This is a genomic window from Pseudomonas sp. WS 5532 (assembly GCF_012985445.1).
GTDB lineage: Bacteria > Pseudomonadota > Gammaproteobacteria > Pseudomonadales > Pseudomonadaceae > Aquipseudomonas > Aquipseudomonas edaphica.
Genome location: NZ_JAAQWK010000001.1, coordinates 148,454 through 168,194, shown reverse-complemented (window position 1 = coordinate 168,194; position 19,741 = coordinate 148,454). Strand labels below are relative to the sequence as shown.

The 19,741-nt window shown below is 62.0% G+C and carries 13 protein-coding genes; 4 read left to right on the top strand and 9 right to left on the bottom strand.

The window, feature by feature from the left end; genetic code table 11:
• Position 1: 1 nt before the first annotated feature.
• Positions 2 to 682, bottom strand: a complete 681-nt coding sequence (locus HBO23_RS00815; protein ID WP_170036244.1) for a Fe2+-dependent dioxygenase — start codon at positions 680 to 682, stop codon at positions 2 to 4.
• A gap of 206 nt (positions 683 to 888) precedes the next feature.
• Here HBO23_RS00815 and HBO23_RS00810 point away from each other — a divergent pair, with 206 nt between their 5' ends.
• Both HBO23_RS00810 and HBO23_RS00805 read left to right on the top strand, forming a co-directional pair.
• Positions 889 to 3,174, top strand: coding sequence for a TonB-dependent siderophore receptor (locus HBO23_RS00810; protein WP_170036241.1), 2,286 nt, complete (start codon positions 889 to 891; stop codon positions 3,172 to 3,174).
• Between the two features lie 136 nt (positions 3,175 to 3,310).
• Complete coding sequence (locus HBO23_RS00805) at positions 3,311 to 5,836, top strand: sulfite reductase flavoprotein subunit alpha (protein ID WP_170036239.1); 2,526 nt, start codon at positions 3,311 to 3,313, stop codon at positions 5,834 to 5,836.
• Between the two features lie 131 nt (positions 5,837 to 5,967).
• On the opposite strand, the gene HBO23_RS00800 is transcribed toward HBO23_RS00805, so the two are convergent.
• From HBO23_RS00800 to ptsP, 4 genes are all read right to left on the bottom strand, one after another.
• Positions 5,968 to 7,509, bottom strand: a complete 1,542-nt coding sequence (locus HBO23_RS00800; protein WP_170036237.1) for an alkaline phosphatase D family protein — start codon at positions 7,507 to 7,509, stop codon at positions 5,968 to 5,970.
• A 191-nt stretch (positions 7,510 to 7,700) separates the two neighbouring features.
• Positions 7,701 to 9,419 carry a PTS fructose-like transporter subunit IIB gene (locus HBO23_RS00795; RefSeq protein WP_170036235.1) on the bottom strand — a complete coding sequence of 573 codons (1,719 nt, stop codon included), beginning with the start codon at positions 9,417 to 9,419 and terminating at the stop codon, positions 7,701 to 7,703.
• Between the two features lie 11 nt (positions 9,420 to 9,430).
• Positions 9,431 to 10,372: a 1-phosphofructokinase gene (gene pfkB, locus HBO23_RS00790; protein WP_170036233.1), complete on the bottom strand. Its 942-nt coding sequence runs from the start codon at positions 10,370 to 10,372 to the stop codon at positions 9,431 to 9,433.
• On the bottom strand, positions 10,373 to 13,231 hold the full coding sequence (gene ptsP / locus HBO23_RS00785) for a phosphoenolpyruvate--protein phosphotransferase (RefSeq protein WP_170036231.1): 2,859 nt from the start codon (positions 13,229 to 13,231) through the stop codon (positions 10,373 to 10,375). It abuts the gene before it with no gap.
• 294 nt (positions 13,232 to 13,525) lie between these two features.
• On the opposite strand from ptsP, the gene cra reads away from it, so the two are divergent.
• Together cra and HBO23_RS00775 are read left to right on the top strand one after the other, a co-directional pair.
• Positions 13,526 to 14,521, top strand: coding sequence for a catabolite repressor/activator (cra, locus tag HBO23_RS00780; RefSeq protein ID WP_017138305.1), 996 nt, complete (start codon positions 13,526 to 13,528; stop codon positions 14,519 to 14,521).
• Positions 14,522 to 14,523: 2 nt separating this feature from the next.
• Complete coding sequence (locus HBO23_RS00775; RefSeq protein ID WP_017138306.1) at positions 14,524 to 15,300, top strand: TatD family hydrolase; 777 nt, start codon at positions 14,524 to 14,526, stop codon at positions 15,298 to 15,300.
• Here HBO23_RS00775 and HBO23_RS00770 read toward each other — a convergent pair.
• The 4 genes from HBO23_RS00770 to ampD all read right to left on the bottom strand — a co-directional run bounded on the left by HBO23_RS00770 (position 15,247) and on the right by ampD (position 19,691).
• A complete protein-coding gene (locus tag HBO23_RS00770; protein WP_017138307.1) occupies positions 15,247 to 15,675 on the bottom strand; it encodes a hypothetical protein in 429 nt (142 codons plus the stop codon). The genes HBO23_RS00775 and HBO23_RS00770 overlap by 54 nt on opposite strands.
• 126 nt (positions 15,676 to 15,801) lie before the next feature.
• Positions 15,802 to 17,832 (bottom strand): methyl-accepting chemotaxis protein, encoded by a 2,031-nt coding sequence (locus tag HBO23_RS00765; RefSeq protein WP_170036229.1) that lies wholly within the window; start codon positions 17,830 to 17,832, stop codon positions 15,802 to 15,804.
• Positions 17,833 to 18,294: 462 nt separating this feature from the next.
• Positions 18,295 to 19,131 carry a regulatory signaling modulator protein AmpE gene (gene ampE / locus HBO23_RS00760; protein WP_138451122.1) on the bottom strand — a complete coding sequence of 279 codons (837 nt, stop codon included), beginning with the start codon at positions 19,129 to 19,131 and terminating at the stop codon, positions 18,295 to 18,297.
• Positions 19,128 to 19,691, bottom strand: coding sequence for a 1,6-anhydro-N-acetylmuramyl-L-alanine amidase AmpD (ampD, locus tag HBO23_RS00755; protein WP_170036227.1), 564 nt, complete (start codon positions 19,689 to 19,691; stop codon positions 19,128 to 19,130). The genes ampE and ampD overlap by 4 nt, the downstream gene beginning before the upstream one ends.
• Between the last annotated feature and the right edge of the window lie 50 nt (positions 19,692 to 19,741).

Genomic DNA, 19,741 nt, shown 5'->3' with positions numbered 1-19,741 from the left:
CTTACACCTCAACCCAGCGGCGCAGCAGGTTGTGGTAGGTGCCGGTAAGCTGGATCAGCGCCGGGTGGTCGGGTACGTCCGTGGTCAGTTGCTGGATAGCGCCGTCCATTTCGAACAGCAACGTTCGCTGGCTGTCTTCGCGCACCAGGCTTTGGGTCCAAAAAAATGAGGCGTAGCGCGTGCCACGGGTCACGGCGTTGACTTTGTGCAGGCTGGAGCCGGGGTACAGCACCATATCGCCCGCCGGCAGTTTTACCCGTTGTAGGCCAAAAGTGTCCTGAATTTCCAGTTCGCCACCGTCGTATTCCTCCGGGTCGCTGAAAAACAGCGTGGACGACAGATCCGTGCGCACCCGCTCGTAGCTGCCGCGCGCCTGGCGCACGGCATTGTCGATATGAAAATCGAAACTGCCACCGGCCGTGTAGCAGTTGAGCAACGGCGGGAAAACTTTGTGCGGTAGTGCCGCCGACATAAACAGCGGGTTGTTCCACAAACGCTCCAGCATCGCCGCGCCGATTTCCTTGGCCAGCGGGTGGCCTTCGGGCAATTGCAGGTTGTACTTGGCCTTGGCGGATTGGTGCCCGGCGGTGATTTTACCGTCGGCCCACTCAGTGTTTTCCAGGGCTTGGCGAATGCGCAGCACCTCCTCGCGAGAGAACAGGCCGGGAATATGCAGCAACATGGGGCAATACCTGAAAACAGAGAGGCGCTAATGGTATTGATTCTTATCTGCCCTGTAAAACGCGGCGGACGAATGAGTGGGTAAAAACCGTAAGGCAAAAGTGTAAAGAATGTAAATTCAGTGCGAATAGTAATGTATCGCAATTGATAGAAAGTCTTGTTGACCCTATATTCCGCGACCTCACCTCCTTGGGGAAAGGACTTGTTATGTCGCGCACTACGCTAAAAACACCTGCCAGTTCACCACGCATGCTGGCTTCGGCCATCGGCGTTGCACTCAGTGCCAGCTCTGCCGCCCAACTGGCGCAAGCGGCCGAAAGCACCGAACAAAAAGGCGAGCGCAACAGCATCTCCCTCGGCGCCACCAGCATCACCGGCCAGGAACAGGACAACACCTCCTACCAGGTCGAAAAAGTCTCGTCGCAAAAATACACCGCGCCGCTGGTGGACACCCCGCGCTCGGTCACCGTAGTGCCGCAGCAAGTGTTGAAAGACACTGCCGCCACGTCGCTGCAGGATGCCTTGCGCACCGTGCCGGGCATCACCTTTGGCGCCGGCGAAGGCGGCAACCCCCAGGGCGACCGCCCGTTCATCCGTGGTTTTGACGCCCAGGGCGACACCTACCTGGATGGCGTGCGCGACACCGGCGGCCAGAGCCGCGAGATCTTCGACATCGAATCGATCGAAGTCAGCAAAGGCCCCAACTCCTCGTTCGGCGGCCGTGGCTCGGCCGGCGGCAGCATCAACCTGGTGAGCAAGACGCCACAGGCGCGTGACTTCACCAACGGCGGTTTCACTTACGGCTCCGACCAGACCCGCCGCTACGTACTCGACGTGAACCGTCAGTTCCTCGACAACGCCGCGTTCCGTTTGAACCTGATGAGCCACGAGCAGAATGTGGCCGGCCGCGACACCATCAACTACGACCGCTGGGGCGTGGCACCGTCGCTGACTTTCGGCCTGGGCACACCGACCCGCGTCAACTTCAGCTACTACCACATGGAAAGCGACGACCTGCCGGACTCGGGCATTCCGTATGGCTACAGCTCGCCGACCGCCACTGCCCACGGGCATGACAAACCCACCGATGGCGGCGACAGAAATAACTTCTACGGCTTGAAAGACCGCGATTTCCGCAAGACCCGCGCCGACATCAGCACGTTCTCCATCGAGCACGACCTGAACGACAACATGACGCTGAAAAACACCCTGCGCCATGGCAGCACCGGCCAGGATTACGTACTCACTCAGCCGGATGACAGCCAGCGCAACGTCAGCCGTTTCGGCACCGTGTGGCGCCGCGCCAACACCCGCGTGTCAACCACCGACACCACCACCAACCAGACTGATCTGTTCGGCAACTTCCAACTGGCGGGCATGAAACACTCGTACTCCACCGGCCTGGAACTCACCGGTGAAGAAACCCGCGTCAGCAGCTACACCGTCAGCCCGAACAGCAACCCGACCTGCACCGTGGCCAAAGGCAGCCTGGGCGGCCAGTGCACCTCGCTGAGCAACCCGACACCGGATGACGCCTGGACCGGCAGCGTGGCACGCAACTACATGGGCACCAACACCAAGGCCACCAGCCGCGCAGCCTATGTGTTCGACACCATCGAGCTGGACCCGAAATGGCTGCTGAACGTCGGCGTGCGTTACGACACCTTTGATACCCAAGCCAACACCAACGCCGTAGCCGGGCGCAGCAAGCTCAAGGACGACAGCCAGTTCTTCAACTGGCAGGCGGGTCTGGTCTGGAAGCCGCTGGAAAACGGCAGCATCTACACCTCCTACGCCACCTCGGCGCAGCCAGTCGGCGGGCTGGTGGGTGAAGGGCAAGAAACCAATGGTTTCGTCACCGGCATCAACACCAGCGACCTGAAACCCGAAGAGACCGTCAACTACGAGCTGGGCACCAAGTGGGACCTGTTCCACAACCGCCTGTCGTTGACGGCAGCAGTGTTCCGTACCGAGAAGAAAAACACGCGAATCCTGGTGGACTCCAACACCTTCGAAAACGGCGGCGAATCCCGTGTCGATGGCCTGGAACTGTCGGCCAGCGGCAAGCTCACTGACCAATGGCAAGTGTTTGCCGGCTACAGCTACCTGAAAAGCGAACTGGTCGACCCAGGCAAGATCGGCAACCGTCAAAACGTAGTATCTGCCGGCTCCAACAAAGGCAACCAAATGCCCAACACGCCGAAGAACACCTTCAGCCTGTGGACCACTTACGACATCACGCCAAAACTGACCATCGGCGGCGGCGCGTTCTACGTCGATCAGGTGTACGGCGACCCGGCCAACACCGTGTACGTGCCGGCTTACACCCGCTACGACGCGATGGCCAGCTACAAGCTGACCAAGAACGTCGACCTGCAATTGAACGTGCAAAACCTGACCGACAAGACCTACTACGACAAAGCCTACGCGGCGCACTTTGCCAACCAGGCCGCCGGGCGTACGGCGCTGTTGACCACCAGTTTCCACTTCTAAACCCGGTCAACGTTCAGCCAAAAGCCCCACGCATCGGATGCGTGGGGCTTTTGCGTGTAAAACAGAATTTTTCTCGTTAACCCACGGCATAATGCGCGCCGTGACAACGACATCCAGATGAGCGAGGCGGTCCGACGTGTTGAAAAAAACCCTGTTCCAATTGCACTGGTTCTTCGGCATCACTGCCGGGCTGGTGCTGGCGTTGATGGGGATAACCGGGGCTGCGGTCTCGTTTCAGGATGAAATCCTGCGGGCGCTCAACCCCACAGTCTTGAAGGTCGAAAAACGCGAAGCCGGTGTGCTGCCGCCTGCCGAACTGGTGCGCAAGCTTGAGGCCACCGAAGGCAAGACCGTATCGATGTTGTGGGTGGAAAGCGACAGCGGCAACGCCGCGCGCGTGTTCTTCACCGCCCCGCCGGGCGAACGGCGTGGCCAGATGCGCTACTTCGACCCCTACACCGGCGACTACATGGGTGACGCCGTCGGCCAGGATGTGCTCGGCTTTATCTTGCAGTTGCACCGTTTCCTCGCCATGGGCGAAACCGGGCGTAACATCACCGGCGCCTGCAGCCTCATCCTGGTGTTCTTCTGCCTCTCGGGCCTGTACCTGCGCTGGCCGCGCCAAGTGGCAAGCTGGCGCGCCTGGCTGACGATGGACTGGCGCAAGAAAGGCCGCAGCTTCAACTGGGACCTGCACTCGGTGTTCGGCACCTGGTGCCTGCTGTTCTATCTGTTCTCGGCGCTCACCGGCCTGTATTGGTCCTACGACTGGTACAGTCAGGGCCTGAACAAACTGCTGTCCGACGCACCGCAAAACGAGCGCCTGCGCAAACGCGGCCCGCCGCCCGAAGGCCCGGCGCCGGTGGCCAACTACGACGCCATATGGAGCAGCATCTACGCCAACGCCGGCCCCGGTTTGATCGCCTACAACATTCGCATGCCGGCCGTCGCCGGGCAGCCGGCCATCGTGTATTACCTGCTCAACACATCGCCCCACGACCGCGCGCTGAACCAGATCAACCTGGACCCGTCCTCCGGCGAGGTCAAAACCCACGCCCCGTACGCCAGCAAGACGCTCAAGTCCCAATTGCTCACTAGCATTTATGCGTTGCACACCGGCAGCTACTTCGGTTGGACCGGGCGCATCCTCCTCACCCTCAGTTCGCTGATGATGCCGTTGTTCTTTATCACCGGCTGGCTGCTGTACCTGGACCGTCGCCGCAAAAAGCGCCAGGTGCGCGACGCCCGCAACGGCCTCGGCGCCAACCACAGCGATGCGCCGGCCTGGCTGATCGGCTTTGCCAGCCAGAGCGGTTTTGCCGAGCAGTTGGCCTGGCAAACCGCCGGGCAATTGCAGGCCGCCGGCTTGCCGGTGAAAGTGCAGCCGCTGGGCAGCGTCAGCCAGCACGACCTGAGCCAATCGCAGCATGCGCTGTTCGTGGTCAGCACCTTCGGCGACGGCGAAGCCCCAGACAGCGCCCGGGGGTTTGAGCGCAGCGTGCTCGGCCAGGATCTGTCGCTCAAAGGCTTGAACTACTCGGTGCTGGCCCTCGGTGATCGCCAGTATGAACACTTCTGCGGTTTTGCCCGGCGCCTGCACTTCTGGCTGACCCACCAGGGCGGCACGCCGTTATTCGCGCCGGTGGAAGTCGACAGCGGCGACAGCGAAGCGCTGCTGATGTGGCAACAACAACTGGGCCAAATCACCGGCCAAGCACCGGCAGCGGCCTGGCAGGCGCCTCAGTTTGAAATCTGGACCCTCACCCATCGCACCCTGCTTAACCGCGACAGCGTTGGCTCAGACATCTACCTGCTGGGCCTCACGCCGCCTGCGCCGCAAAGCTGGCTGGCCGGTGACCTGGTGGAAGTGCTGCCGCGCAATTGCCCGTGGGCCATCGAGCATTTCCTCGCAGGCCTGGGCCTGGTCGGCAGCGATGGTGTGTTGATCGACGGCCTGGCGCAAACCCTCAACCAGGCTTTGGCCACCCGCCAACTGCCGGACAACCGCGCGCATCTGGTGGGCCTGCACGCACAAGCGCTGGTCAACGCGCTGGTGCCCTTGGGCATGCGCGAATACTCCATCGCCTCGATCGCCAGCGACGGCGTGCTGGAGCTGATCGTGCGCCAGGAGCGCCACCCCGACGGCAGCCTGGGCCTGGGCTCGGGCTGGCTGACCGAATACGCCGCCATCGGCTCCGGCGTCAGCCTGCGTCTGCGCCGCAACAGTGGCTTCCACTTGCCCGAAGCGCCGGTGCCGCTGATCCTGCTGGGCAACGGCACCGGCCTGGCCGGCCTGCGCAGTTTGCTTAAAGCGCGCATCGCCGATGGCCAGCAGCGCAACTGGCTGTTGTTCGGCGAACGCAATATTGCCCACGACTACCTGTGCCAGGACGAGCTGCAAGGCTGGCTGGCCAGCGGTGACCTGGCCCTGCTGGACCTGGCGTTTTCCCGCGACCAGGCAGAGAAAATCTACGTACAGGACCGCCTGCGCGAATCGGCAGACGTATTGCGTAGATGGCTGGCCGAAGGCGCCGCGATTTATGTGTGCGGCAGCTTGCAGGGCATGGCCACGGGTGTGGATCAAGTGCTGCACGAGGTGCTGGGCAGCGAAGCGGTGGAGCGTTTGATTGAGCAGGGCCGCTATCGACGGGATGTGTACTAAGCCCTCATAAACACCGAGGAGCAACTGTGGGAGCTGGCTTGCCTGCGATGCAGGCACCTCGGTGTAAAAGTGACACCAGGGTTATGCCATCGCAGGCAAGCCAGCTCCCACAGTTTTACGTGCATTGCAGGTCAGGCGGGCTGCAGCTTTTGCTCGAACACCGAGACCCCATCCAAGTCACGCAAGATCACGGTCAACTCCGCCGTCTGCCCGTCAATCTGCACTTCACCAAAAAACTGAAAACCGGCAAACGGCGAAGTGTTCTGCGCAGGCGGAGCCTTCTGGAACACCACCTCCGGTCCAAAGGTTTTGTCCAGTTGATTAGGCCCGAAGCTCCCCGCATTCAGCGGCCCGGCCACAAACTCCCAGAACGGCTCGAAATCCTGAAACGCCGCGCGGTCCGGGTGGTAATGATGCGCCGCGCAGTAATGCACATCCGCCGTCAGCCACACATGGTTGCGCACCTGCTGCGCGCGCAAAAACCCTAACAGTTCGGCAATCTCCAGCTCACGACCTTGGGCCGGGCCTGGGTCGCCGTTGGCGATGGCTTCCCAACGTGGCACGCCGGGGCTGACTTCACCGTCGGGCACGCCGAGGCCGATAGGCATGTCGGCGGCCACGACTTTCCACTGCGCCTGGGAGGCCTTGAGTTCGCGCTTGAGCCAGTCCAGTTGCTCACGGCCCATAAAGGGCTTTTCGCCGCCCAGATTGTCGTCGTTAGGCCCGCGATAACTGCGCATGTCCAGCACGAACACATCCAGCAACGGCCCGTAGCTGAGCTTGCGATAGATGCGCCCACCGCCATCGGCGCTCTGGCGGCGCATCGGTGAATACTCCAGCCAGGCCTGGCGTGCGCGGCCGACCAAGGTGTTGATGTCCTTGGTCTGGTAACGCTCATCGAGCATCTTGCTCGGCGACCAGTTGTTGATCACCTCGTGGTCGTCCCACTGCCAGATCTGCGGCACTTCGGCATTGAAGCGGCGCACGTTTTCATCCAGCAGGTTGTAGCGATAATTGCCGCGATATTCGTCGAGGGTTTCGGCGACTTTGCTCTTGGCTTCAGTGGTGATGTTGCGCCAGATGCGCCCGTCTTCAACGGTCAGCTGGGCCGGCACTGGGCCGTCGGCGTAGATGGTGTCACCGCTGTGGATAAAAAAGTCCGGCAGGCGCAGGCGCATGGCTTCGTAAATGCGCATGCCGCCTATGTCCGGGTTGATGCCGAAGCCCTGGCCGACAGTGTCGCCGCTCCACACAAAACGGATATCACGACGCTGCTGCGGCACGCTGCGCAAGTGGCCGAACCACGGCTCGCTGGCCACGCCGGTCTGGGCGTCTTCAAAGTGCACACGGTAGAAAATCGCCTGATCGACCGGCAGCCCGGTGAGTTCGACGCGGGCGGTAAAGTCGGTGCGGCTGTCGGCCAGGGGCGAGATAAATTTGCGCGGGTTGCTGAACACACTGCGGGTGTCCCACTCCACCACCATCTTCGCCGGGCGGTCGCTGCGGCTCCAGATCATCGCCCGATCGCCCAGCAAGTCGCCGGACTGCACGCCGTCGGTGAGTTGGGGGCGGTCCTTGACCGAGGCGATCACTGCCGGCGCCAGGCCCGGCAGCAACAAACCGGCGCCAACGGCTTGCATCACGCGGCGACGGCCGAGATCGAAGTGGCTCATGCAGGTGCCCTCTTGAGTATCAAAAGGGCAACTTAAACACGGGAGCATGAAGCGGATGTGACACCGACCGTAAGAACACTGGAGATCAAAGGTGGGAGCTGGCTTGCCTGCGATAGCGGTGAATCAGTCACTGAAAGGGTGACTGACAGAAAGCAATCGCAGGCAAGCCAGCTCCCACATTTTGAACAGTGTCAGGCCTTGGCTGAAGTGATCGACAGCTCCGCCGCCTCGGGACGCTTGATCAGCGCATACACCAGCCCAGTCACCAAGCTGCCCGCCACAATCGCCAGCAAATACAGGAGCGCATGGTTCATTGCATTCGGAATCACCAACACAAACAAACCACCATGGGGTGCGGCGAGTTTGCAGCCGAAATACATCGACAGCGCGCCGGTCAACGCGCCACCGGCGATGCTGGCCGGGATCACCCGCAGCGGGTCTTTGGCGGCAAATGGAATCGCGCCTTCAGAGATAAAGCACAGGCCCAGGATCATTGCGGCCTTGCCCGCCTCGCGCTCGGTCTGGGCGAACTTGCGCCGCGCCAGCAAGGTGGCGATGCCCATGCCGATTGGCGGCACCATCCCAGCGGCCATGGTCGCCGCCATCGGTGCACCACTGGACGCGGCCAGCAGGCCGACAGAAAACGCATACGCCGCCTTGTTGATCGGCCCGCCCAAATCCACACACATCATGCCGCCCAACAAAATGCCCAGCAGCACCGCATTGGTGGTGCCCATGGTGCTGAGAAAATCCGTCAGCCCCGTGAGCAACCGCGCCACCGGCGGGCCGACCAGATAGATCATCGCAAGGCCCGTGAACAGGCTTGCCAGCAGCGGGATGATCAGGATCGGCTTGAGCGCCTCCAGGCTTTGCGGCAATTGCACCGCGCGGGTGATCAGCTTGACGCAGTAACCGGCAAGGAAACCGGCGAGGATGCCGCCGATAAACCCGGCGCCCAAGGTGCCCGCCAGCAAGCCGCCGATCATGCCCGGCGCGAGGCCCGGACGGTCGGCAATCGAATAAGCGATGTAGCCCGCCAGCAACGGCACCATCAGCATAAAGGCCTGGTCGCCGACGGTTTTGAGGGCGGCAGCCAAGGTGCCTTTTTCTTCAAAAGCATGGATGCCGAACACAAACGACAAGGCGATCAACAGCCCGCCCGCCACCACCATCGGCAACATGAACGACACGCCGGTAAGCAGGTGCTTGTACACGCCGGTTTTTTCTTTTTTGCCGACCGCACCGCTGGCGGCGTTTTCTACCGCGCCTTCGGCCAGCGCCTTGTTGAGCGTGGCCTCGGACTGCTTGAGGGCGATGCCGGTACCGCAGCGGTAAATCTTTTTGCCGGCGAAACGCTCAGTGGCGACTTCGATATCCGCCGCCAGCAACACCACATCGGCATCGGCGATGGCCTGCGCGCTCAACGGCGTGCGTGCGCCCACCGACCCCTGGGTCTCGACCTGCAAGTCATAGCCCAGGCGCTTGGCCGTTTGCTGCAAGGCTTCGGCGGCCATGAAGGTGTGGGCCACGCCGGTCGGGCAGGCCGTGATCGCGACGATACGCGGGGCATTCTTCGCCGCCACCGGCGCTTGGCTGGCGACGTATTCCTGGGCCTCTTCGGCACCACGGCGCAGCACCGCGTCGACATCCGCCAGCGCCTGGGCCGGCGTGCTCTGGAATACACGCTTGCCGACAAACCGCTGCATATCCACCGGCGTGCTGCTGACCAGCAACACCCACTCGGCCGCGTCGATAGTCGCTTGGGACAACGCCCGCTCCGGGTGCTGCACATCCACGACTTCGGTGCTGGTGCTCCAGCCCTGGCGCTGCGCGGCGGCGTCCAACAAGCGGGCGCACAGCACACTGGTGACCATGCCGTTCGGGCAGGCGGTAACAATGGCTAACTTCATCACAAACCCTCTTATTGTTCTGTCAGCGTGCGCACATGGACGCCGCTTTCGAGGCGCGCCAACTGCGCGTCATCGCTGATGCCAAAACCGATCTGCGTGACCGCCATGGCGGCAATCGCCGTGGCCCGGCGCAAGGTGGTTTCCGGCAGATCAAACCTGAGCAGACCGTGCAGCATCCCGGCCAGCAACGAATCGCCCGCACCCACCGTGCTGGCGACGCTGACCTTGGGCGGCGTGGCATGCAGCGCGGTGCCTGGGCTGAACCAGTTCACGCCCTCGGCGCCGTGGGAGACCACCACATGCTCCACGCCTTGAGCATGCAAACGCTCGGCGGCCTGGGCCTGCTGTGCGATGGAGTCGGTGGCGCAATCGAGGGCTTCGGCGAGTTCTTCGGTGTTGGGTTTGATCAACCACGGGCCGGCCTTGATGCCCGCGCGCAAGGCTTCGCCGCTGGTGTCGAGGACGACTTTCAAACCAAGGTCTTTCAACGCGTGTATCAGTTCCTGAAACCACTGTGCGCTGACGCCACGCGGCAAACTGCCAGCGACCACCACCGCATCGAATTCAGGGCCGATGATCGCGACCATTTTGAGCAGTTGTTTTTGCGCCTGCTCACTCACCAGCGGCCCCGGCGCATTGATGTCGGTGACCCGACCATCCTGCTCGGCAATCTTGATGTTGCTACGTGTTTCGCCCGGCACGCGGATGAACGCGTCGCCAAACCCGCGGCTGGCGATCAATGCCTCGAAAGCCTCAGGGTTTGAGGCGCCGAGAAAACCGCCCACGCTCACCTCATGCCCGAGGTCCGCCAGCACCTGGGCGACATTCACACCCTTGCCGGCAGCATGGGTCAACAGGGTTTCGCTGCGGTTGACTGCACCGGGTTCCAGGTGTGCCAGGCGTACCGTAAGGTCCAACGCCGGGTTCAGCGTCAGGGTCAGAATCTTCGCCATTTACACGGCCTCCACTAGGGCTCGCACTTGCGCGGGCGAACCCACCGCAAGCGCTTTTTGCGCCAGGCCCTGGGCCTCGCTCAGACTGAATTCACGCACCCGCGCCTTCACTTCGGGAATGCTGCGGGCTGACACACTCAACTCATCCACACCCAGCCCGACCAGCACCGGCACCGCCAGCGGGTCCGCCGCCAGTTCGCCACACACGCCGACCCATTTGCCATGGGCATGGGCGGCGCGCACGGTGATGTCGATCAGTTGCAACACGGCCGGGTGCAGGCCATCGGCCTGGGCCGACAGGGTTGGGTGGCCACGGTCGATGGCCAGGGTGTACTGGGTGAGGTCGTTGGTGCCGACGCTGAAAAAGTCGACTTCCTTGGCGAGTACCGGCGCGAGCAAAGCGGCAGACGGTACTTCGATCATGATGCCCAGTTGAAGGTCGGCCACCGGGATTTCCAGGCGCAGGCGCTCGGTCATATCGCGGGCGGCTCGCCATTCATCGACACTGCCGACCATGGGAAACATGATGCGCAGCGGGCGGTTGTCCGCCGAGCGCAACAGCGCACGCAATTGCGCTTCCATGATCTGCGGGCGCTGCAAGGTCAGGCGAATGCCGCGCACACCGAGGAAAGGGTTTTCTTCCTCGGCAATCGGCCAATACGGCAGCGGTTTGTCGCCGCCCACATCCAGGGTGCGCACCACCAGCGGGCGACCGCCAAGGCCGTCGAGCACACGGCGGTATTCGGCTTCCTGGGTGGCTTCATCCGGTGCTTGCGGGTGAGCCATAAAAATCAGTTCGGTGCGCAACAGCCCGATGCCTTCGGCGCCCTGCTCCACCGCCGTCGCAACGCCGGCGCTTTCACCGATATTGGCGAACACTTCCACGGCATGGCCATCGCGGGTCATGGCCGGTTCGTGACGCTGGGCCGAGGCCGCTTGCAGGCGCTGTTCGCGGGTGTCGCGCTCGACCGTGGCGCGTTGCAGCGTGGCCGCGTCGGGGTCGACATGCAATCGACCGCGCTGGCCGTCGAGCAATAGCTGTGTGCCAGCGGCCAGCAACAACACCGCCGCGCCGGCGCCTACCAAAGCAGGAATGCCCAAGGCACGCGCAACGATGGCACTGTGGGCCGTGGCGCCGCCACGGGCGGTGAGGATGCCGGCGACGCGGGTTGGGTCCAGGCGGGCAACGTCAGAGGGGCCGACTTCGTCCATCACCAGAATGTAAGGCTCGCTTGGCTCCTGGGCGGTTTCAAGGCCGCACAATTGCGCCAGCACCCGGCGACCAATATCACGCAGGTCGGCGGCGCGCTCAGCGAGCAAGGCATCCTGCAGCGACTCTTGCTGTTTGGCCGCGGCTTCGATCACGCTCATCCACGCAGCTTCGGCGCTTTCGCCCTGCTTGAGGCGCGTGTCGACCTCGTCGGTCAGCTCCGGGTCGTCGAGCATTTCCTGGTGGGTAATGAAAATCTCGCGGATCGCCTTGGATTGGCTGCGCTCGATCAAACCCTGGATATCAGCGCGCACCTCGGTGAGCGCGGCGTGCAGGCGCTGGCGCTCAATGGCTGCAGACTCGCCACGCAGCGGGTAATCGAAGACCTGTTGGGTCTGGATATGCGCCGGGCCAATGGCAATGCCAGGCGCGGCGGCGATAGCCTGGACCTGGCTGCCGGACACAGGCGCGCTGATCGCGGGTTCAATATCAAGGATGGCAGGTTGGGCACTCACGGTCGGCAGCGGCTCGACTTCCTCACCGAGCCCTTGCTCCACCGCTGCCAACAGCGCGGGCAATGCATCACCGGCAATCGCAGGTTCAGCGACAAACTCCAGCACCTGGCCGCGACGGGCGCCGAGGCTCAGCAACTTACTCAGGCTTTTCACCGAGACGGCACCCACCGGGCCATCAACGATGCGCACGCGGATATCGCCGTCAAAACTTTTCGCCAATTGCGCGAGGATCTTCGCCGGCCGTGCATGCAAACCATGGGCATTGGCCAGGGTGATGCGCACGCTCGGCCAGTCCGGCGGCAATTCACCGCCGAGCACCTCAAGCACCGCCCGGCTGCTGGTAGCGCGGCCCAATTCCTGGCCGCGACCTTCAATCAACAAGGCGCACAGGCGTTCGAGCAAGGTTTGATGCGCCTCACCCAGGCTGGCCAGGCAGAACAGGCCGTTCAGGGGCTGGCCGAGGTAACGCATCGGTTTGTCCGGCGTCACAAACGCAAGGCCTGGGCGCTTCACCGTCTGCTCGCTGTGCAGCCACCACAGGCCATCGCCCAACGGCAGCGCGTCGACTTGCTGCAACACGGCGGCGAAACCATTACTGACACAATCGGCCTGACGCAACAGGCGTGCGCCACGCCAGACCAGCTCTTCAAAATCGTCGGCCGATACGCCCAGGCTGATCATCTGCGCGTCCAGCGCCAGTTCCTGTGGTGCGCCTTGCAGCAGTTTCAGCAAGGCTTCGGCGGAGCCGGCACGGCGCAGCGCCTGGCCCAGGTCGGTTTCTCCGAGGGCGCGGGTGAGCAGTTGCAGCAGGCGCAGGTGTTCATCGGATTTGGCCGCGATGCCGATCGCCAGGTAGACGATCTGGCCGTCGCCCCAATCCACCCCTTCGGGAAATTGCAGCAGGCGTACGCCCGTGGAAAACACTTGGTCACGGGTTTCCGGCGTACCGTGGGGGATGGCAATACCTTGGCCGAGAAAAGTCGAGCCTTGGGCTTCACGGGCTTGCAAGCCGCTCAGATAACCCTCGGCGACCAGGCCATCGGCCACCAGTTTTTCCGCGAGCAGGTGCAAGGCAGCAGATTTATCCACAGCCACCTGGCCCATGGAAATCTGCTCTACAGTGAGCTCAAGCATGCCGTTCTCCTAGTTAGTGCACTGTGGGCACTAGGTATTGTTTTGAATAAATCAGCGCAGGCGCGTTCATAAATAACTGACTGAGTGGTCAATTGGCAGTAGTCACTCAGTGGCGAACATCGTAAAAATACGCTTGCTGAAACGTTTAATCTAGAATTTATGGCAGATTATGCGCTAATTATGCAAGCTTGAAGGACCACTCGGCACTTGAGCTCAGACAATAGTCGTGTGCAGGAATCGGTTACGATTGGACAAAATGTCGGGGCAAGCTCTAAAAAACAAGGAAATCCCGGTTTGAAACTCAGTGATATCGCACGTCTGGCCGGTGTGTCCGTTACCACCGCCAGCTATGTCATCAACGGCAAGGCCGAACAGCAACGCATCAGCAGCGCCACCGTCGAGCGTGTGCGTGCTGTGGTCGAAGCCCATGGCTTTACGCCCAACCCTCAGGCCGCCGGGCTGCGCAGTCGGCACACGCGCACCTTGGGCTTTATCTTGCCCGACCTGGAAAACCCCAGCTACGCACGCATCGCCAAGCTGTTGGAACAAGGCGCGCGGGCGCGCGGCTACCAACTGCTGATCGCCAGCTCCGATGATGAAGCCGACAGCGAACGCCAACTGCTGCAACTGTTCCGCGCGCGGCGCTGCGATGCACTGTTCGTGGCCAGTTGTTTGCCGGCCAGCGATGACAGCTACCGTGAGCTGCAAGCCAAGGGCCTGCCGGTGATCGCCATCGACCGGGTGATGGAACCCGGGCAGTTCTGCTCGGTGGTCAGCGACGACCGCCAGGCCTGCCAGCAACTCACCAGCAGCCTGTTGCAGCCGCTGCCCAAGCAGATCGCGCTGATCGGCGCACACCCCGAACTGAGCATCAGCCAGGAACGCGCTGCCGGTTTCCGTGAAGCCTTGAGAGACTTCAAGGGCGACGTGCTGATCGAGCAGGGTGAAGCCTTCAGCCGTGACTGTGGCCGCCAACTGATGGAAGAACTCCTGCAACGCCTGGGGCATTTGCCTGACGCGCTGGTGACGACTTCCTACGTGCTGCTGCAAGGTGTGTTCGACGCGTTGCATGACTTCCCGCTCAAGTCCCGGCCGTTGCGCCTGGGCACGTTCGGCGACACCCAACTGCTCGACTTCCTGCCCTTGCCGGTCAACGCCATGGCCCAGCAACATCAACTGATCGCCGACACCGCCCTGCGCCTGGCCCTGGCGGCCATCGAAGAAGAACAGTATGAGCCCGGCGTGCATGCCATCGGCCGGACCTTCAAGCAGCGCATTCACGAGGCTTGAGCGTGGAGCTGATCGACACCCACACCCACCTGGACTTCCCGGATTTCGACACGGATCGCCGGGCAGTCCTCGCCCACAGCCGCCAACTCGGCGTGCAGCGCATGGTGGTGCTGGGTGTGTATCAGCAGAACTGGCAACGGCTGTGGGATCTGGTGCAGGACGATGAAAGTTTATTTGCCGCCTTCGGCCTGCACCCGGTGTATCTGGAGGATCATCGCCCCGCCGACCTGATCGAGTTGGGTGATTGGCTGACCCGTCTACAGGGCCATCGGCAACTGTGCGCCGTCGGTGAGATCGGGCTGGATTACTTCCTCGAACAGTTGGACCGCGAACGTCAGCAAAGCCTGTTTGAAGCGCAGCTGAAACTGGCTGTGGATTTCCAGCTTCCAGCCCTGCTGCACGTGCGCCGCAGCCACGCGGCAGTGATCGCCACCCTCAAACGCATCCGCCTGCCGCGCGGCGGCATCATTCATGCGTTTGCCGGCAGCGTTGAGGAGGCCCGCGAATACATCAAACTCGGCTTTAAACTGGGCCTGGGCGGCGCGGCCACTTGGCCCCAGGCGCTGCGTATGCACAAGGTGCTGACCCAGCTGCCGCTTGAGGCGCTGGTGCTGGAAACCGATTCGCCGGACATGGCGCCGGCCATGTACCCCGGCCAGCGCAACAGCCCGCAACACCTGCCGGCTATCTGCGACGCCTTGGCCGAACGCATGGGCATCAGCCCTTCAGTGCTGGCCGAAACGAGCACACGCAACGCGTGCGAGCTGTTCAACTGGTAGCACGTTGACCACCTGCAAATCCAAGGTCAGTCGCTGCCGGTGGCGCACGTAACGCAGCGTCAGAAAGTGCATAAGTACCACTATCAATGAAACGTTGAGCTGCCCGACCATACTGATCAGGCCGAGCCACTCGGCCACCATCGCCACGATCAGCACCGCGCTGGTCAGTACCATCATGCTGGGGTGCACCATGGCCCAGTGGTCCAAGGATTTGAACTGGCGCAGTTGCCTGGGGCAGTTCAACTCCAGGACCCGCTGACAATACGGGCAATCAAACGGCTCACGGATGGCAATGGCGTTCAATTGCCAGGGCTTGAGTTCGAAGGTGATGTCGCAATGGGCGCAGTGCCCTTTGATGCCGATAACCGCCGTCATCGCGTTGCCTCCCGAGTACCCGGATTGGGTGAAACAAATTCTCACCCAATCACATGATCAAAACAGGCACACCGAAAAATAAGGACAGGCACCACAAACCATCAAGCCTATTCCTACGCGCAGGTCTTACACACGAAACGCCCCGATCAAGTGCTTCAGTTCAATGACCTGCAACGACAGCTGCCGGCTGGCGGCCTCGGTCTGCTGCGCGCCCTGGGCCGCATGTTCGCCGGCTCGATTGATTTCGACGATGTTTTGGTCGATATCCTGCGCGACTGCGGTTTGCTGCTCGACGGCGGCGGCGATCTGCTGGTTCTGATCGACGATCATGCCCACGGCGCCAAGGATATTTTCCAGGGCCTGCTGGACCTTTTCCGACTGAGCCACGGTGCCATCGGCCATGGTATGGCTGGTGCCCATGGCCTTCACCGCTGCGCCTACACCGCTGTGCAAACGGCTGATCATCTGTTCGATTTCTTCGGTGGAATGCTGCGTGCGCCGGGCCAGGGTGCGCACCTCATCGGCCACCACCGCAAAACCACGCCCCTGCTCACCGGCGCGCGCCGCCTCGATCGCCGCATTGAGCGCCAGCAGGTTGGTTTGCTCGGCGATGCTTTTGATCACTTCCAGCACGCTGCTGATGGACTGGCTGTCGGCGGCCAGTTGATTGATCACCCGCACCGATTCATCAATCTCCGACGCCAGGCGCGCAATGCTGCCCTGCTGGGATTGCACCAGGCCACGGCCGGTGACGGTTTCGTCGTTGACGCTATGGGCGCTGTTGACCGCCGCCGCCGCGCTGCGTGCCACTTCCTGGGCGGTGGAAGACATCTGGTTCATCGCCGTCGCCACCTGTTCAATCTGGCTGCGCTGGCCGGACACCGCCTGATTGCTTTGCGAAGACACGGCCTGCACCTGGCCGGCTTGCAGCTCGACCTGGCTAACGGTGTGCCCCACGCGTTCGATCAAGTCGTGAATCTTGGCCACGGTGCCGTTGAACACTTGGCCCAGGTCGCCCAGTTCATCGCGACTGTGGGCCACAAACGTGACGGTCATGTCGCCGGCCGCCACCTTGTCCATCATCGCGCCCAGTCGGCGCAAGGTGGTGCGCGTGGAGGCATAGAAGCCTGCATACAAATAGAAGATCAGCAAGAACACCGCCACCAGGGCACACACCAGCACCACCATGTGCGTGCGGTTTTGCGCCAGGCGCTGCTGCAGTTGCTGCTCAAGGAACCTCAGGGTGGTGTCATTGAGCTGGTAGGTCTGGGCCATCAGTCGGCTGACATCTTCGTAGAACCCCTGCCACGGCGCGTCGAGGGTTTGCGCCATGACGACCTGCTCTTCAAACAACTCGCTGCCTTGTTTGAGGCTGGCACTGCTGGCCTGGGCCAAGCTGTCGAGCGCCGTGTGCGCGGCGGTACTGGCGCCCAGGGCATCCTGCAGCTTCAAGGCGTATTCAGCCTGGAGTTTTTCCAACTGTTGCAACAGTTCGTCAAAGCGCGTGCTGGAGGATGAATTGAGAAAGCCCTGGCCGAGGGAGTACGCGCCCATGGCCCGCCCCTCGCCGAGGGTTTGGGTGACTTGCGCGGTGACGCTGGTGAGCAGCTCACTGAGCTGGCGCAAATCACTCTGAGGGTCGCGGCTCAAGCCGGACTGGCTGGCGATGATCTGGCTCAACATCTGCGCCTTGTTGAGTAATTTGCCGATCAGCGCGCTTTTGCTCAGCAGCGAGGTTTCTTGCTGCTGAGCCTTGAAGGCGGCGATTAACTCGTCGCGTTTGCCCTCGAAGGCGCTGGCTTGCTCAGGGTCGACGGTCATGGCGTTGAGGCTTTGCAGGCGGCTCAGTACGCTCTGCTCAAGGGTACTGATCTTGCCTTCGAGGTCGCCGGCCTTACCTGATTGCCCCAGCACCGCGTTGATCTGCACCTGATTGTTCAGGGTCTCCAGATCGCGCCGCAGGGCCAGGCTGCTGCCGAGCAAATCGAGGCTTTGCAGTTCAATGCGGGTGCCCTGGAATTGCGACCAGGAGTCACGCACCAGAAAATAGTTGGTCGCCAGCATCGGCAGCAGGAACAGCACGCTGATCAGGCTGAACTTCATGCCAAAACTCAGGCGGTTCATCAGGGCGACAGCGGGATAGAGCAAGCGCTTCACGGGTGAGCTCCCTTTCTTATTTTTATTGAGGCGCAGGGCGGCGGCAGATAGCCACTATTTGGCGCTCTGACTGTATAGCTCAATTTGAAAGGGAGTTTTGTAACGTAAGGTTAACGGCTTGGAAATTCACCACAGACCCAATGTGGGGATGCAGGCACCTTGGTGTATCAGGCATACCGAGTTGATGCGATCGCAGCATAGGTATCTACACAACTTTTGAAGGCAGCCACTTTCTCCTGTGGCGAGCAGGCTTGCCCTGCGTTGGGCTGCGAAGCAGCCCCAGTAAAGGCACTGCAATTTTCCTGAAAGAACTCAGCGTCTGGGTTTGGGGCCGCTTCGCAGCCCAACGCAGGGCAAGCCTGCTCGCCACAACAGCCTAACCGGTTGTGTAGATACCTATGGCCATCGCAGGCAAGCCAGCTCCCACACTTTGACCGCATGCAGCCATCCTGTTGCGAGGAGCTAAGGCAACACCGTCCAGATCGCGAACCCGGCATACCACAGCACCGCAGCCCGCAGCAGCAGTTCCCACAGACGATCCAGGCTGTTGATGCCATCGGCCCCCACCACCGGTGGTGGAATTTCAGCCGCCACCAAGCCGACTTTTTCCATCAGTTGCGCAGCGCTGATGTCCCAGCTCAACAGCTCATGCAGCATCACCCGGCTGACCGCGACAAAGTTACCCACCAGGGCAAAGCTGGCCGCCAACAGACGCACCGGCAGCCAATCAAATGCGTGACGCAATTGCCCGGCGCGTTCGGCGACCAGCGGGTTCTGGCTGTTCTCGCTGGCCAATGCCAACAGGCGATAAGCCAGGGCCGCGACCGGGCCAAGCAGGAAATACCAGAAAATCACCGCAAAAAAGCTTTGGTAGGCCTGCCACAGCAAATGGCCTTGAACCCGCTCCAGCAGTTGCTCGCCACTGTCGGCGGCCACCTTCAGGTCGCGCTCGGCAACGTGCTCGGCAGCTTGCAGGTCACCGCGCCGCCAGGCGTCGCGAAACGGCCCAAGCTCGCCCAGCAGGTCGCCGCGCCCCAGGCTGTAGATCACCACCAGCAAATGCACCGGCAGCGCCAACAGGCCATAAGCCACGGGCTCCAGCACCAACAGCAACAACCCCAGCACGGCCACCGGCAACAACACCAGCAGTACCAGGATCAGCCAAGGCTGCTTGCCCATGCGCGGGCTCGACTCCAGCTTGGCCAGCTCGCGCAGCCATCCGCCGTCACGTTGCAACCGCCGACGCAGGGCCGAGAACTTCTCGATCCACACCGCCAGCACCAACACCAGGAAACTCATCGTGCGTGTCCTCCATCCTGCAGGGCGCTGCGAAAGCGCGTCCAATCAAAAGCCGGGCCTGGATCGGTCTTGCGTCCCGGTGCGATATCACTGTGACCACAAATACGCTGCTGGGTAATGTCTGGGTAGGCCGACAACAGTTGCCGGGCCAGGTCGATCAGCGACACATATTGCGCATCGGTGAACGGTAGCTCGTCCGTGCCTTCCAGTTCGATCCCGAGGGAAAAGTCATTGCACACTTCACGCCCCTCGAAACTGGACACCCCGGCATGCCAGGCACGCTCCAGGCACGACACAAATTGTGTCACCAAGCCGTCGCGTTCAATCAGAAAATGCGCAGACACCCGTAGGCTGGCAATGCTTTCAAAGTAGGGATGCTCCGTGACGTCCAGGCGATTCTGGAAAAACTCCTGCACTTTGCCAGTAGCAAACTGCCCCGGTGGCAGGCTGATGTTATGCACCACCAACAGTGAGATCTCGCCGGCGGGGCGCTCGTTGAAGTTGGGCGACGGGCAATGACGGATGCCCTGGCACCAACCGCTGGTGGGGTCCAACTGCATACGGGTTCCTTGAATGAGACGAGGTGTTACCAGTATGCCGCGTTCAGCCC